General features: G+C 43.8%; 10 protein-coding genes. 1 reads left to right on the plus strand and 9 read right to left on the minus strand.

Annotated features, from left to right (window positions below):
• Positions 1 to 14: 14 nt before the first annotated feature.
• The 3 genes from DWB64_RS13365 to DWB64_RS13375 form a co-directional block, all read right to left on the minus strand.
• Positions 15 to 1,850 carry an Eco57I restriction-modification methylase domain-containing protein gene (locus DWB64_RS13365; RefSeq protein WP_164980415.1) on the minus strand — a complete coding sequence of 612 codons (1,836 nt, stop codon included), beginning with the start codon at positions 1,848 to 1,850 and terminating at the stop codon, positions 15 to 17.
• A 100-nt stretch (positions 1,851 to 1,950) separates the two neighbouring features.
• Complete coding sequence (locus DWB64_RS13370; RefSeq protein WP_129488755.1) at positions 1,951 to 2,355, minus strand: hypothetical protein; 405 nt, start codon at positions 2,353 to 2,355, stop codon at positions 1,951 to 1,953.
• A 49-nt stretch (positions 2,356 to 2,404) separates the two neighbouring features.
• Positions 2,405 to 3,283 (minus strand): hypothetical protein, encoded by an 879-nt coding sequence (locus tag DWB64_RS13375; protein ID WP_129488756.1) that lies wholly within the window; start codon positions 3,281 to 3,283, stop codon positions 2,405 to 2,407.
• Between the two features lie 84 nt (positions 3,284 to 3,367).
• Between DWB64_RS13375 and DWB64_RS13380 the strand changes: the two genes are divergently transcribed.
• Positions 3,368 to 4,564, plus strand: coding sequence for a DHHA1 domain-containing protein (locus tag DWB64_RS13380; protein WP_129488757.1), 1,197 nt, complete (start codon positions 3,368 to 3,370; stop codon positions 4,562 to 4,564).
• A gap of 61 nt (positions 4,565 to 4,625) precedes the next feature.
• Here DWB64_RS13380 and DWB64_RS13385 read toward each other — a convergent pair whose 3' ends face one another.
• The 6 genes from DWB64_RS13385 to DWB64_RS13410 all read right to left on the minus strand — a co-directional run bounded on the left by DWB64_RS13385 (position 4,626) and on the right by DWB64_RS13410 (position 15,835).
• Positions 4,626 to 9,989: a carbohydrate binding domain-containing protein gene (locus DWB64_RS13385; RefSeq protein ID WP_129488758.1), complete on the minus strand. Its 5,364-nt coding sequence runs from the start codon at positions 9,987 to 9,989 to the stop codon at positions 4,626 to 4,628.
• 414 nt (positions 9,990 to 10,403) lie between these two features.
• Complete coding sequence (gene gdhA, locus DWB64_RS13390) at positions 10,404 to 11,738, minus strand: NADP-specific glutamate dehydrogenase (RefSeq protein ID WP_129488759.1); 1,335 nt, start codon at positions 11,736 to 11,738, stop codon at positions 10,404 to 10,406.
• 577 nt (positions 11,739 to 12,315) lie between these two features.
• Positions 12,316 to 13,194 carry a GerMN domain-containing protein gene (locus DWB64_RS13395; RefSeq protein ID WP_129488760.1) on the minus strand — a complete coding sequence of 293 codons (879 nt, stop codon included), beginning with the start codon at positions 13,192 to 13,194 and terminating at the stop codon, positions 12,316 to 12,318.
• Positions 13,195 to 13,203: 9 nt separating this feature from the next.
• Positions 13,204 to 14,628 (minus strand): cell wall metabolism sensor histidine kinase WalK, encoded by a 1,425-nt coding sequence (locus DWB64_RS13400; protein WP_129488761.1) that lies wholly within the window; start codon positions 14,626 to 14,628, stop codon positions 13,204 to 13,206.
• Positions 14,621 to 15,310: a response regulator transcription factor gene (locus DWB64_RS13405; RefSeq protein ID WP_129488762.1), complete on the minus strand. Its 690-nt coding sequence runs from the start codon at positions 15,308 to 15,310 to the stop codon at positions 14,621 to 14,623. Before DWB64_RS13405 ends, DWB64_RS13400 begins: the two co-directional genes overlap by 8 nt.
• 105 nt (positions 15,311 to 15,415) lie before the next feature.
• The gene (locus DWB64_RS13410; protein WP_129488763.1) at positions 15,416 to 15,835 is read right to left on the minus strand and encodes a helix-hairpin-helix domain-containing protein; all 420 of its coding nucleotides are present in this window, start codon (positions 15,833 to 15,835) and stop codon (positions 15,416 to 15,418) included.
• Between the last annotated feature and the right edge of the window lie 76 nt (positions 15,836 to 15,911).

The following is a 15,911-nucleotide window of genomic DNA, read 5'->3' on the forward strand; positions in this document are numbered from 1 at the left end:
GATACTCTCCCATTTTAATGACTCAATTTGAATTCCATTATTTTCTCTATCTGTTCTTCGGTAAAATCAAAGGTTTTTCCAATGATCAGTTCCGCTTTTCTTAATAAGTTGTCGTTTTCAGATTCCATATACTCGTCATGTATCAGAGCTAGGCTGAGCATATTCTCCTTGGAAAACTTCGGAACAGGTATACGCCCAAGCGGAGTCGCATAGAGTTCAAGCAGTTCCCCCTTACGTTTGCCCATGTGGTAAAGCCATAAGAATATCCAAGAACTGTTCAAATAGACGGTAAAGGCCTTTAGGGTTGTCAAATCCTCCTTCGCATCGGATAAGTAATAAATGTCCGCGCTACCGTAATATTCTTCTGTACACAAGGCAAAACTGTTTTGTCTCGCCCGTTGCGGTACGACTATCTTCGCACCTGTGAACACGGTTTCCTTACGTCCCCATTGAAGCTCATACCAGGCTTTCGATCCGTTTCTTACTTCTCTTCGCTTTTCAAGGTGCTCTCTATACCTGCTTAAGTGCTCTATCCACTCAGGATAACCGCTTATTTTATCACCTACGCTATAGAGGACATACTTATCTATCTCACCCCTGATCCTGTACGGCTTGATCTGTCCATTTTTGATAAAGGACTTGAACAAGTCACCGGGCATATTTTTAGGGAGTTCATCTTTGAGAAACACAAAGATCGGTCCTTCTTCCTGTCCCATCTGAGGGTATTTCACCGCCAACCGTTTTGTAAACCTATCGGCACCTGAAACCAGTCCCTGATTGATTGTCAACACCTCTGAAAGAATCGCAGACGAATTGCTCTGCGCCTTTGTCAAGAGCTCATGCCACTGGATGTTTCTCCTCAGTACGATCTGCCCATAGTCGTCATACAAGTCCTCTTGAGTCAGAATTTCGATGTTGTCGTCCTGCTTAAAGATCATATTTTTAAGGCTGCCCGTTTGTTTTGGGGTGATGCTATAAATCAAAAAACTCAACTTTTTTACGTCTTTGAATAGGTCATAGGCTTCTAAATGTGTGATTCTCCTAAAGTCCATCTTGGACTTCAGCGAGGCTCTCAGCTTCTTGGCGCCGTCTGCGGTCGTGAAGTAACTTGTCGTAATCTGTGTTACGACCCCCTTATCAGAAACAAGATCCATCGCATGGTGTAAAAAGAAGTAAAAGAGGTCCATCTTGCCTTCGTAGTACCCCTTGGTGAGTTCGTGTGCCTTAAGCGGTTCAAAGAGTGACTTGTTTCCCCTTTCACCAAGATAAGGAGGATTTCCGATGATAAGATCAAATCCGCCAGTTTGACAGATCCTTTCAATTTCAGAATGGCCCCTTAGCTCTGTCAACGCATTCTGGTTAAGCACCGTGATATTACCTGTCGAACCGAAACGTTTTTCAAACAGCAGGCAAAGGAGAGATAGCGCGTTTTTATTCAAATCGTTTAAAACCATTCCTGATGTCGCCTTGTCGAACAGTGGACCAAAATCCATCCTGTGATTTTCGCATAAGGAGCGTAGTGTCAGCAAATACGCGTAGGCGAACACACCTGTGCCGCAAGCCATATCCAAAAAATATGCGCGGCTCAACTTATCCATCATCGACTTCACATGTCCTTGATCCGAAGTGACGCTTAAAAGCCCATTCACCTGATCACAGGTAAAACCGCAGTTTTCGAGATAGGTTCGTATCGAATCCTCAACCATTTCCTTTGCCAGTTCCAGGGGCGTGTAATAGGCTCCAGCCTGTATCCTCGCAGCCGTTTCTATCGATCCGTCGAACATCAGCACTTCGTTTTCAAAGGCTTCCATATTGTTTATCTGATTCAATCTATCGATTAATTCCTTCAATGATACTCCTCCAGTCCGCTTGCATCTCCAACCATTGTACCAAACGAGTCCCACTATTTCCACAAAACAAAAAAGGTCGTTCATCTGAACGACCTCGTGCTTATGCGCGTATTCTATAGTAACGGCCATACTCGACCTTAACAACACCATCAATGCTTTCAATGATGCTATCGACAACCAAATCGATATCTTCGATTGCGATGTTGATGCCCTTACGTTTAAGGTACTTCATAATCGTAATCAGTCGAATGTGATAGTTGCATGGATTTTTAAAGTACGGATGTTTTTCCACCAATAATTTTATCTGTTGCTTATCTGCTTCTGTTACTGCATTCTGTTTAAATGACTGAACTTGCTCCTCTACATTCTCAAGATAAGCCTTAAGCCTGTCTTTCGAACCGCCGTGTTCGTCAATTAAAAATTTGATATCTTTTAAAATATCCTCGACGTTCAAAGCTTCCTGGTAATTGGGAACTTCGTCGTCTTGCCTCGGTATAGTGTCCATAGTTTGTTATACTCCCTTTCTTATAGCCACTATTGTACAGTCTTACCTCTTAACTGTCAAACAATTCATCCATATGTGTCAATTTCGTTTCAAAGATGACAAGTCCTGTCCTTTTCAATTCGATGACTTGCTGCGCCCATTCAAAATCTTGCTCGAGAGCGCATTCAATATATACGTTTTTGGAATCGACTACCACTTCGGCTCGTTTTGATCCTGCATTGTGCCAACTGTACACATCGTCAAAATCAGTGGCGATCATTTCATCCGAATTCAAAAATGCCTTAAAGGCCTCTTCATCCTCAATCTTACAATTGATCTCATAACAGACATAATCGATATACTCTTCTTCGACTACTTCGCTGATCACGTTGGCAGCCCAATAAAGCAGCATCGGATTCTCCTTGATGAATCCGTCGATCGTATAACTCTTCTCAGTACCCGTTTCGCTGTATTTGCTCATCAGATTCTTGATGATGAGCTTGCCGTCCTGCACGCTGAACTGAGAATAGTCGTCGCTCATGTAGCTAGAGCCCTTCAGTTCATAGATCCTTGTAAAGTAGATCGCCTGCTCGTCCAGTATGGCGTCCGTGTCCGATTCATTGACGACGTATTGCTTCTTCGTGAGGATATCCTGAAAAACATAATACTTCTTATCCTTATGAAGCGAGAAGAATCCGAGCGTGGATGTCTTGATCGCATGCACGAGCGCCTCATCCCCGTCGACCACATCGATAACGGCACCGCTGGAATCCTTATAATGGTGCAACAGCCATGTGTTGAAAACTGTTTCTTCTATTTTATTCAAATACCTTTTTCTAATATCTTCAAAAACTTCGACAGCTTTCGCTACACGTTTTTCATCTTTACTTATTTCGATCAGTGCTTCCTCGAGATGGTTCTCGATGTTGAATTTCATATCTATCGGCATAATGATGCTCCTTTCATTTCTCAATAAAATTATAACACGACTTAGCCCTTTTCGTGTAAACTAGTCATAAGAAAGGGGTTAAATATGACAACAAAAGCTTATTTGGACGATAGCTATACGATGAATTTCTCTGCCACGGTACTCAGCTGCATGGAAGCCGGCGAGCAGTTTCACCTGATACTTGACAAGACCTACTTTTATCCGGAAGGTGGTGGACAGCCCACAGACATCGGATCGATCGGCGGAATCGACACCTTCGATGTGCGCCACCATCAGAATGAAATCATCCACATCACCAACGCCCCTATCAAACCGGGTGCTAAAGTGGAGTGTCAAGTAAACCGTACCGTTCGCATGGACTATAGCAGCCAACATACCGGTCAGCATCTGCTTTCTGCGGTTCTTGACAAATCATATGGCGCTGCGACCGTCGGCTTTCATCTGACAAAAGACAACCTAACGATCGATATCGACCGAACTTTGACAAATGAGGATTACCTGAACATAGAACGTTCCGTGAACTCCCTTATCCGCGAGAACAGAAAGATGCTTGTTCACTATCCAGACACCGAAGACCTTGAAAGCTATTCGCTTAGAAAAACGCCGAAAGTAAGAAAGGACATTCGCCTAGTCGAAATTGAAGGATACGATACCGTACCTTGCGGCGGAACGCATCTGAACCGCACCGGCGAAGTGGGCTCCTTCAAGATCAGAAAAATCGACAAATACAAAAGCGGACAGCGTATCAGCTTCTGCTGCGCTAAACGGGCGACCGACCTTTCTATTCTTGAACATGAGACCGTCACTTCCTTTATCACGAAACTGTCCGCTCCACTCGAGGAACTGCCCCAGTCGCTAGATGCCATCCTTGACAGAATCGATCAGATGAACAGGAAACTGATCGAATTTGAAATGAAGGCGATCGACTCCATGGCGGCAGCCGCTCTTGAAGAGGCCACCACGATCCATGACATGCCCTTTGTCAGCTTTTGGTTTGAAGATCTTAGTCAAAACGCTTTTAAAGCCTTGCTGTCAACTGTCACGGAAGGAACCGACGGCCTTATCGTCGCAGCCAACTTCGACGACGGCAGCGGGCAACTGATCATCCACACAGGCAACTTCTCAAGCCGTGTGAACGCAAAGGAGCTTATGAAGCGATTACAGTCCACATACGATTTAAAAGGCGGAGGAAGCCCGCAGCGGGCTCAAGGAGGCACCAAGGATATCAAGGAGCTTTCCAGGGCTTTTGAGGCTGCTAAGAGAATTTTAGCGGATGGCTGATGAACTCAAAACGCAAAAAAGAAACTCAGAATTCGAGTTTCTTTTTTTTGTGCCTTTAAAACTACTTTTTAACGATCGTGACGTTGTCGAAACTCACGCTATGTGGTGTAAATAAGGAACCGTCCAAATTCTCAGTACCCAACATGAATAGGATTTTACCGTTTTTGCTTGTCTCGACAGCCGTAAAATCGTAAGTGTAGGTCTGCTTAAGCCCGCTAAGTGAAAAAGCAACCACCTCCAAGCCGTTCGATCCGTCAATCTCAAGCCAAGCGTTTCTATCCAGTGTGGAACTTGCATCAAATGTCACTGTATAATCAGAACCTGCTTTTAACTCAAGCCCAGCCTGATACAGCTGTGTCGAGTAAGTGAACCATCCGGCATAGTTGACAAAATCGACTTTCAGCATCCCGTTTGTAGAACTTAGACTTGCATCGGAACCGTCTCCGACATACTTGTCCCAGCCACCGATATCTGAATCGAAGCCGCCATTGCTCACAATCAGCTCATTGATCTCGACATTGTCGATAACCACGCTTTTTGCCACGGCGTCTGCTCCGTCCTCATTCATCGTACCAAGTAGGAAGTTCAATTTACCGTTTGCAGTGGATTCGCTGGCAGTAAAGCTGAATGTGAAGGTCTCAGTCGTATCCGTAAGAAGCAATTCCTGCTGGGCCATGCCGTTAAGCTCGACCCATATGGCGCCGCTCGTCGTCGAACTTGCATCGAAGGTAAGTTCATAACTCTTTCCAGCCTCTAATGCGATATTCTCCTGATACACTTGCGTCGACCATTTTTCCCAACCGGCATATCCGGAAAAATCAACTCTTATCGCACCGCTTGTCGTGCTGAGCGCGGCGCTCGAACCGTCATTTGCATAAAGCGTCCATCCGATATCATTCACATCGGAATAACCGTTAACTACGATCGACTCGTTAAGTTCGATATTATCCAGGTAAACCTGATGAGCCACAAAATCTTCCCCTGCCACGTTGTCCGTTCCCAATAGGAAGTTGAGTTTTGCGTTTTCTATGGACTCGCTTGCAGTGAACTTGTAGGTGAATGTCTTTTTAGTTTCTGTAAGCGCCAACTCCTGCGCTTCTAGATCGTTCAATTCCAACCATATCGCCCTGTCAACTGTCGAACTTGCATCGAAGGTGAGCTCATAACTCTTTCCAGCCTCAAGGACGATATTTTCCTGATACACTTGAGTCGACCACTTGAACCAACCTGCGTAACTCGCAAAGTCGACTTTAAGCATCTCGTCCGACACGCCAATCGAACCGTCCGATCCGTCTGCTGTGTAGAGATTCCAGGCAGTCGTATCCGTGTCGAAGTAGCCGTTGCTTACCGTCGAGCCGTCAGCCGCCTGTTCAACTTCAACAATTGAAATGTTATCCAGGTAGATGCTGTGTGGTGTGAAATCAGCACCGTCCATATTGTCTGTTCCCAGTAGGAAGTTAAGCTTACCCTCAAAAGTAGCCGCAGTTGCCGTAAACTCATAAGTATAGCTTGTCATCGTATCTGTAAGCGGTACCGTCTGTTCTGTCAGATCGGTCATTTGTAAGAGAACATCCCTGTCAACTGTCGATCTGGCGTCAAACGACAGCTCATACGTTTTTCCTTCTTCAAGTTCGATGATATCCTGATACACTTGTGTCGACCACTTGAACCAACCTGCATACGCCGCAAAGTCAATTTTCATCTCTTCACCCGAAACACTGATGGCGCCATCAGAACCGTCGCCGATGTACAGGTTCCATTTGTCCGTATCGGTTTCAAAAGTTCCATTCTTGATGATCAGATTTGTATCCCGTGAGGCATCTTTCACTTCACAGACCACATTGTCGATATAAAGGTTATGCGCCCCTTCAGTTACGCCACTGTCTGTTCTTCCCAACAGGAACTTCAACGACACCGCGTCTTCTACCGGTAGTTTGAGCGTATACTCATAATGAGTGTACTCACCTGTCGCAGCTACCGTTTCGCTTAAATAACGAGTGTAGGATGAGTTGTCTATCACCACTTCCAGATTCCGATCCACATCGGACTTAACGTCAAATGCGACCACGTATTCCACTTTGTTGGAAAAATCAAACGGACCCTGATAAAGTTGAATTCCCCAAGTTTGGGCTCCCACCGAATCAGCGGCTATTTTGACTTCATCATTCTCCACAGCAATACTCGCCGTCACATCGTCATGGATATAATTGCTCCAACCTGTCAGTCCATCCGAAAAATCGCCGTTTTCCAGTGGGAACACGTCAATCGTCGAATAGTCTATCGATGTTGCCTTTAAGACGATATTGTCGAGGTAGACATCCACATCGCTGCCACCCAGGTGGATCATCAAAATCGATTCCAAATCCGTCGAGCCGTTCATTTCAAATGAAAACTCATAGGTATCCATTTCGGTAGAAAGGTCGATGACTTCCACATCCGTATGCAGGTCGCCGGCAGTATTTGAAAATGCGACTTCAATCGTTCTGGCAGCTTTGGCTTTTGCATCTAGCGATAGGGTATACACCGTATTTTCCTCAAGTTGGATACCCTTTTGCTCTAGCGACACATCAGAAGCATTATCACCGCCGCTTCCTACATTCACAAATAATCTTCTAGTAGTTTCAGAAACAGACGGATACGCGTACACACCGTTTGTAGTTAGGTTCCAGTATGCCATTCGATCTACCGATTCCTTATCGAACTCGCCATTGTATACACCGTTTCCATCGGCAAGGGGTGCTTTGGAAGCGTCATAATCCACTTCCGGTGCGGATACTTCCCTAACCTTGACATTGCCGATCCATACTGAATTCGCATTGAGTCCCAAATTCATTTCAAGTCTTGCCGCGATGTCAGACTCCGCAGTCATTTGGAAGACCTTTGTGTAGGTCGTCATCGATTCCGTCAGGTCTAAAGAATAACTGTCGGAATAAGTCGTCCAACCGCGTTCTTCTCCAGCAGACATTTTCATTGTCATTGTCCGATTGCCTGATGACTTGGCATCGAACGATACTTCATAATATCTGCCTTTTCCCAAAGTAGTAAGCTGTATCAATTGAACCGCATAACTTTGCGAACCACCATCTGCGATATCCACTTTCGCGTAGTTGCTTCCATCAATCGTGTCGATGGACTGAGTAGCGCTTCCACCAAAGTCCGATATCTGTACAAGGTTCCACAGATCCGAAAAATCAAGTTCTGCGGAATAATTGTCTTGAATCGCTTCACTGAAATCGCCATTCGAAAGCAGGTTTCCTTCCAGGTCTGCCACCTTGGCGCCTTCTGGCAAGGACTCGCTGATCGATTCCGGCTCGACAGGCGTCATATAGTCTCTACCTGTCAGTTCATACACTCTTACATAATCCACTTCCATAGTGCTTGGGAACATCGTATCCTCAGTCGGTTCACCGTCAAAATTACCGCCGACCGCCAAATTCATGATCATATAGAATTCCTGATCGAACGGAGCCGGGAAGGAATACTCCTCACCATTCGCATCTTTGGTGTTCCAGTTGTTCTGGGTCTGATACAAAGCGCCATCAACATACCATCTGATTTCTCCCGGTTCCCACTCGATCGCATACACATGGAAATCGTTAACCGATGTCGTATCCGCAAACGTATATTCTTTACCAGAGTACTTGTTGTTGGGCCATAGGGCGCCGTAGTGAAGCGTTCCAGCAACTACATTGGGTCTGCTGCCCCAGCCTTCCACAATATCAAGCTCTCCGGATGCCGCCCAACCGCCATAGACATCTTCAACGGGTAACATCCATATCGCCGGCCATAGTCCCTTGCCTACCGGCAACTTCGCGCTGATTTCATATCTGCCGTACTTTTGACTGAACAATCCTTTAGTCAAAAGTTTTGCAGATGTATAGTCATAGCTTCCAAATTCATCACTTGTTTCTTCTTTTATCGCCTTGATGACAAGTTTTCCGCTTTCAACATACGCATTGTCTGACGAGTCCGTATAGAATTCTTTTTCATTGTTTCCCCAACCAGCGGCAACACCTGCACCGGATTCATCGACAATCCAGTTGCCAATGTCGTGCTTCCATTTGGTAAGGTCAAGTTCAGAACCGTTGAACTCGTCATTCCAGGTCATCGTCCACATTCTCTTCTTGGTCGAATCTGTACTGGATGCCGATGAAGCGTTAGTCGATTCCACAATTTCCTGTCCGCCGATCGTAACTGTCACTCCTTCATCAAGAACAACCGTTTTTACCACGACATCCACTGTGACATCCTTAACTTTTATTTCAGCATTTACTATCGACCCCTTGCCTGTGACATTGAGTTTAGCTGCAGTTTCAGTTGCGACAAGCGTTTCAATTGTCGAATTGTCGCCTACTTCAAGATTCACATCGGAAGCTTCCACCGAAACCGATCCAAACTTACCGTCAAGTACAACCTTGCCGCCACCGACAACTTCAGCAGGGATCATTACCGTTTCAAACCCGTCACCCTCAAGTTCCTCTTCAAGCAGAATCGCACCGGAGGCTAAAACAGTTACCTTGATTTGAGTGGATCCGCTTGCTACTATCCTGATTTTATTGTTGGTCTTCTTTACAAGCAAGGCGCCGTTGATATTCACGTTTTCAAAGTATAGGGAGTTTTCTCCACCACCCTTTACGACAATATCTCCTTCAATCGTCACGTTCGCTAAATGGACTTCACCCTCACCGACGTTCTCGGTAATAAATACATCACCCCTTATGATTGTGTTTTCAAGTCTTACATCAGCGGCGCTGATCGTCACATTGCCGTCGATAGTCTCCAACTCGCCTGATGAACCACCATAGGTTCCTGGCTCCAAATATCGCTGTCCAAATATCCTATCCAATAAGACAACTGCCTCTGCACGTGTAATATCGCTATTTGTGCGTAAGGTATTGTCTGGATATCCTGTCAATAAACCTTTTTTAAGTAGGGATTCCAGTGCCGACCGGTTCCAAGTGTCACTGTCATCAAAATCGTAAAACTTGCTGAGCTCTGTCAGCTCGTCAACCTTCGCAAGTTCAAGCAAGTTTGACAGTACTACCGCAACCTCTTCTCTTGTAATTTGATTCATCGGCCTGAATGAACCATCGGGATAACCATCGGTTAAACCGCATTCATATGCGAATGCCACCGCTTCGAAATACCAGTCATTTTCCTTCACATCTGTAAATGGCATTTCTGTCATACGATCCAATGATATGACATTATGTATAAGTGTATAGAATTCCGCTCTTGTTATACTTGCATCGGGTTTGAACATCCCCCCTTCATAACCATTTACAATTCCATCATCAATCCACTTTGAAATTGTGTTTTCCGCCCAATGATCTGAACTGTCGTTCATTCCAATACTTGCATAACTTGGCATGAACGTCGACAGAATCAATGTTAAAATTACCGTTAGTGCAATAAACCGCCTCATACTACCTCCCTACAACCTAGAAACAATAGATGCCAACTGAAAAACATGTAAAAAAGGATCTCTCCTTCACGCAATCCCTTCAACGAAATCGATTTCGTTGAAGGGATTAATAAAAACCGACCTCTTAGGAAATCGATTTCGTTATAATCGTATTACAATTACTTAACATCGTCAATTGTTTATTACATAAAAATGCAATTCATCGTGTTCTAATTCGTATTCGAGAGGCTTGTGGAACATGAAAAAGCAGTTTACACGGTGTGTAAACTGCTTTTTGGGTTTGTTTTGGTTATTAGGTGTTTCTCCTCTTCGTTGAACAGAATACGTTCTTCAAGTGCTTTGCACTTCTCCTCTACGTCGAACAAAATACGTTCGACTGGCCGGAGGGGCGGCCCAAACATGAAATGTTTGGGCTTAGTAATTACCTTGTTGGATCATTGCGTTGGCTACTTTTAGGAAGCCTGCGATGTTTGAACCGGCAACTACGTTGTATCCGAATCCGTATTCTTCAGAAGCTGTCGCCGCTGCTGTGTGGATGTTGATCATGATGTTCTTCAGTTTCGCATCTACTTCTTCAAATGTCCAAGAGTATCTCATGGAGTTTTGAGACATTTCAAGTGCAGATGTGGCAACACCACCGGCGTTAGCCGCTTTTGCAGGAGCTACGAACATTTTGTTATCCAACAGGTATTTAAGGGCTTCATTGGTCGTTGGCATGTTGGCGCCTTCGCCTACTGCGATACAGCCGTTTTCAACAAGTGATTTGGCATCTTCCAAATGGATATCGTTTTGGGTCGCACAAGGAAGCGCGATGTCGCATTTTACTTGCCATACTCCACGGCCTTCCGTGTATTTCGCTTCTGGATGGTATTTGACATACTCGCTGATTCTCTTACGGTCTACTTCTTTAATTTGCTTTAGCGTATCAAGGTTGATACCGTTAGCGTCATAAACCCAACCTGTAGAGTCAGATACCGTTACAACCTTCGCGCCCATTTCGTGCGCTTTTTTTGTAGCGTAGATTGCCACGTTGCCAGAACCTGACATAGCGATTGTCTTACCTTTGATATCTATATTGTTATATCTGAGCATTTCTTCAACAAAGTACATCAGACCAAAGCCAGTCGCTTCAGTTCTAACGAGCGAGCCACCATAACCAAGGCCCTTACCCGTCAACACGCCATTTTCGAAAGCACCTCTAAGACGTCTATATTGACCGTACAAGTAACCTATCTCACGACCGCCGACACCGATGTCGCCAGCAGGAACATCCACATCAGGACCGATATGTCTGTAAAGCTCTGTCATGAAACTTTGGCAGAATCTCATGATCTCAGCGTCTGATTTTCCTTTAGGGTCAAAATCAGCTCCACCTTTACCACCGCCGATAGGCAGACCGGTAAGTGAATTCTTGAATATCTGCTCGAAACCTAGGAACTTGACGATTCCAAGATAAACGGATGGATGGAAACGTAATCCACCTTTATAGGGTCCGATAGCGCCATTGAATTGTACACGGAAACCACGGTTTACATGAATCTTGCCATTGTCATCCGCCCAAGGAACTCTAAATAGAATTTGTCTCTCTGGCTCTGTGATTCTATCAAGGATATTTGCTTCTACAAATTCAGGATGCTTTTCAATTACTGGTGCTAATGATTCAAATACTTCTTCAACAGCTTGCAGAAATTCAGCTTCGTTTGAATTTCTTTTTTGAATTCGTTCAAATACTTCATTTAAGTACGTCATTTACACGGCTCCTTTTGTTTAGTATTCTTTTTAGCGGTACCACATCTGTTTCATTCGGAGTTTTGCATAATAATCTACGCATAAATAGCTTACCATATTCTAGTACCTAGTAGTAAAAAACAAGTAAGACATCAATGAAATATCACGATTATGCATAACTCAGAAGAAAACAAGTTGCATTCTTTTCGCAAAATGCAAGTTTTCCTGCAAATTTTACACCGCTTCTCCTTGCCAACAAATTAATGATAACATAAAATCGTTATTAATCAAACGTTTTCCTCATTTTTTTAATTTTAAAGATCTTCTCCACAATCCACCCGTATAGCTATGTATACAAGATATGAAGTTTAACTGTTAATTATCAGACAATTCGGTTATTTTATTAACAATATGATTATCATGCAAGGCTCCCTGCAAAATTGTAGGTAAACATAGGAAAAATACTTCAATCAGGTGAATTTCCAATAAAAACAGACTGTTTATGCAGGTTGTCACCTGCATAAACAGTCTGTTTTTTCTAAATATGAACATGCTAAACTACATTATGTGAACTTAGTTTGATATATAGTAAACAATGTTAATAATCAGATCTTGGCCAGATGACTTTGAACAGATCATCACTTTCCTCAAGTAAAAACCACTCTTCAGTACCGCCATCGTATGTGATATTGCGAGTTCGATCGATATACTCGTAATTGATAATCACACTTAGATTTGTACCATTTCTCTTAACAAAGGGCTGAGTCGCTTCATATGACTGCTTCTGATTTCTATAACTGCTCATCTCGGACTTAAAATCATCTTTGGTGAAATCATCGCTGGCACTGGCCGTAGTCATATTGAAAGCAAGGTCATAACGTTCAATCATCACATAGTTGAGAAAGGTCTGAACAACATCCCTAGGAGTCGCAGGTTCTCTGAAGATCAAGGTATCATTGTAGGATAAATCAGCAATCGTATGCTTAGCATCAAGATAGGCGTTGATATCCTTGCCCTCAACCTTGATTTGAATCCGTTCAATGTTATCAAACTGTGTGAGAGAGTTAACGATTGAGTAAAGCACCACCTCATGATAGCCTCGTTGCCAAAATGTCGAATTGACAAGCTCACCGCTCAAGTTCAGATAAAGCTTCTTATTAACGATTTCACTCGACAGAATTCTTACTCCCTCGTCGATGACCCCAAATAGCTTTTCATCCGTAGGACCCATTTTAAGTTCTGTCAATACGGCTTCTACGAGTTCATTGCTATTGATCGTAATGGCTTTTTCTTCTGCTACAAGCATCTCTTCACGGTTGACATAAAATATGGAAGTGTTTATCTTGAATGTCGAAGGCGACGGAGAAATTCCAGCCTCCTTATTGATATAGACTACTGTACTGACACGGCCCACCGTATAAAAGATCAAAAGCATCATTAAGGCGATAGTGATGATAAATCTGAATTGACTTTTCATGATCGCCTCCTAACTTTCTGATTTTCTAGGCAGGATAATAAAGAACTCGGTACCTACACCTGCCTGACTTTGCACTTCGATACGTCCCTGATGTAGGGAAATGATCTGATGCGCTATGCTCAGTCCCAGACCAGAACCGCCTGTATCACGGGCCCTAGCTTCATCGACACGATAAAACCTGTCAAAAATATGCGGTAGGTCTTCCTCAGGAATCCCGATTCCCGTGTCTTTGACTTTCACGACAAGATCTTCCCTGTTGGCATAAAGCTCCACATGCACATACCCGCCGTCAGGAGTATACTTAACCGCGTTGTTGATGATGTTGATCAGACACTGCCTGATCTTAAGGCTATCGACCACCGTATTGATCGGATCGGTGTCCTCATAGGTCAAATGAATGTCCTTTTGCTCCGCAAGCGGCTTAATCGTTTGAATCGTATGTTTTACAAGCTGGTTGAACACAACCGGCTGGTATTCGAGCTGTAACTCGTCTTTTTCAAGATTGACAAGGTTAAGGAGCGTATCGATGATTTTATTCAGTCGATCCATCTCCGAATTGATATCCTGCATAAAATCCTCGTACACCAACAGATCGTCAGGTTTTGACAGCGACAGGGTCTCAGCGATGATTTTCATAGACGCGATCGGGGTCCTCAGCTCATGGGATACATTGGAAACAAACTTCTTACGCATCTCATCGACATGGTATAACTTGGTGATCATCGTATTGAAGGACTCCGCCAGGTTTCCTAGTTCGTCCCTGCTGTGGATTTTGGCCTTTTGATTCTTGTTTCCAAGCGCTACTTCCTTGACGACTTGCGTCAAGTTCTCAATCGGTGTGGAAAAGATATCGGTGAAGATAAAACTGACGACCGCTGTGATGATGATCGCTCCGATCGAAAGTCGGTAAAAGTTCTCCGAAATCTCCTTGATCTGATTGAAGATATCGACAGGCGAAGAGGACATGAGGATCGCTCCTATGACATTCCCCGATTCATAGACCGGTACGCCTACATAAATCGCCTTTCCGATATCAGAGAAGTTATACGCCTGGGCGGATGAAAACCCGTTTAGGGCGTTCACCACTTCATCGATGCTATTAAGACTCGCGCCGTAGTAGTCGTCAAAGGAATCAACGATAACCTCTCCCGACCGGTCGACTACGAGAACTCTTGTGTTCAACCTAAGGCTTAAGCTTTTAATAATGCTTTCGGCATAATCTAAGGATTGTCTGTTCTGATAAGAACTGATGGACGGGGCGATCTGATCTGAAACAATCGTTCCTTGACTAAGCAAATTGTCTTTCTTCTCTTCCATCAAGTATTCAGTAAGCGACGCGTTGATGAATGCGTTGATGAGAAGCAGTGAAATGAGCACTAATAACAAATAGGTGGAAACAAGCTTCCACCTAATGCTAAAATACAATTTATTCATTTCTAAAATAATATCCGACGCCCCACTTGGTCAAGATGTATTCAGGCTGCGAGGAATTGGTTTCTATCTTCTCCCTCAAACGTCTGATATGAACATCTACAGTGCGGACATCTCCAAAATACTCATAGCCCCATATGATTTCAAGCAATTCTTCTCTTGAGTAGACTTTACCCTTATTCACCGCCAAAAGAAGCAGCAGGTCGAACTCTTTTGCAGTCAGGTTGATATCGCGTCCTGCAAGCATCACCTTACGGCCAAGCGTATTGATTTGGAACTCGTCCACTTTAAGCACGCTTGTCGTGGAAATCTTGTCGCTCACCTGCACACGTCTTAGAATAGCTTTGATTCTAGCTTTTAGTTCTAAAATATTAAATGGTTTTGTCAAATAGTCATCAGCGCCATATTCAAGACCTAGCACTTTTGATGAATCATCACCTTTTGCAGTTAAAATGATAATCGGAACCGTAGAAGACTCACGAAGCTTTCTGCAAACTTCCAGTCCATCCATTTTAGGGAGCATCAAGTCCAGAACAATTAGGTCGTATTCGTACTCTCTTGCCTTGTTGTAGGCTTCCTCGCCGTCAACCGCTGTCTCGATAACATAATTCTCTTGTTCTAAGCTGTACTTAAGCCCTTTTAACAATACGGGTTCATCATCTACTACCAATAGTTTTTTTGACATATTCACACCTCGGTTTATCTTTAACGTCTCTCTGACATTAATCTATACGCTCTCATGTTCTATATTATAGTTTTTTTCGCTAAATTTCAAGCATCAGCGGTATTTTCAATAGAAAACCTGAATGCTTTTCAAATCAACCATGACCTCTTTGTGGATATTGCTCAACTTCGTTGGACCTATCCCCTTTATATTAATTAATTGTTTTATATTTTCGAACGGTCCGACATTTGTACGGTATTCGATAATCCTTGCCGCAAGCACTTCACCGATCCCGTTTATGGAACAAAGCTCTTGGATATCCGCCTGATTGATGTCCACAGGACTTTTCTTTTTTTCAAGGGTCGGTTCTATTAAGTCCTCCGGTGCCGCTTTTGCAGCGGCATAAGCCAATTCCTTTTCAAAAGTGGGATCAACCCCCACAACCGGTTGTTCGGTTGAAGGCTTTATGTGATTCAACATCAGAAGCACAAGTCCGATCATTGCAATCGTGACCGCTTCTACAACAACTTTCTTAACCAACTCCATCTATGACAACCTCCCCTTTTTCGCAGTATATCATTTCAACTCTTTTCTGTCCTGTAAATTGGCCGATAAGAATGCA

It is taken from the genome of Fusibacter sp. A1 (assembly GCF_004125825.1).
Classification (GTDB): Bacteria; Bacillota; Clostridia; order Peptostreptococcales; family Acidaminobacteraceae; genus QQWI01.

Excerpts from the sequence above, each read along its gene's own strand:
- DWB64_RS13395 (WP_129488760.1), bottom strand. The coding sequence starts at position 13,194 with ATGAAAAGTCAATTCAGATTTATCATCACTATCGCCTTAATGATGCTT.
- DWB64_RS13370 (WP_129488755.1), bottom strand. The coding sequence starts at position 2,355 with ATGGACACTATACCGAGGCAAGACGACGAAGTTCCCAATTACCAGGAA.
- DWB64_RS13410 (WP_129488763.1), bottom strand. The coding sequence starts at position 15,835 with ATGGAGTTGGTTAAGAAAGTTGTTGTAGAAGCGGTCACGATTGCAATG.
- DWB64_RS13375 (WP_129488756.1), bottom strand. The coding sequence starts at position 3,283 with ATGCCGATAGATATGAAATTCAACATCGAGAACCATCTCGAGGAAGCA.
- DWB64_RS13385 (WP_129488758.1), bottom strand. The coding sequence starts at position 9,989 with ATGAGGCGGTTTATTGCACTAACGGTAATTTTAACATTGATTCTGTCG.
- DWB64_RS13400 (WP_129488761.1), bottom strand. The coding sequence starts at position 14,628 with ATGAATAAATTGTATTTTAGCATTAGGTGGAAGCTTGTTTCCACCTAT.
- gdhA (WP_129488759.1), bottom strand. The coding sequence starts at position 11,738 with ATGACGTACTTAAATGAAGTATTTGAACGAATTCAAAAAAGAAATTCA.
- DWB64_RS13380 (WP_129488757.1), top strand. The coding sequence starts at position 3,368 with ATGACAACAAAAGCTTATTTGGACGATAGCTATACGATGAATTTCTCT.
- DWB64_RS13405 (WP_129488762.1), bottom strand. The coding sequence starts at position 15,310 with ATGTCAAAAAAACTATTGGTAGTAGATGATGAACCCGTATTGTTAAAA.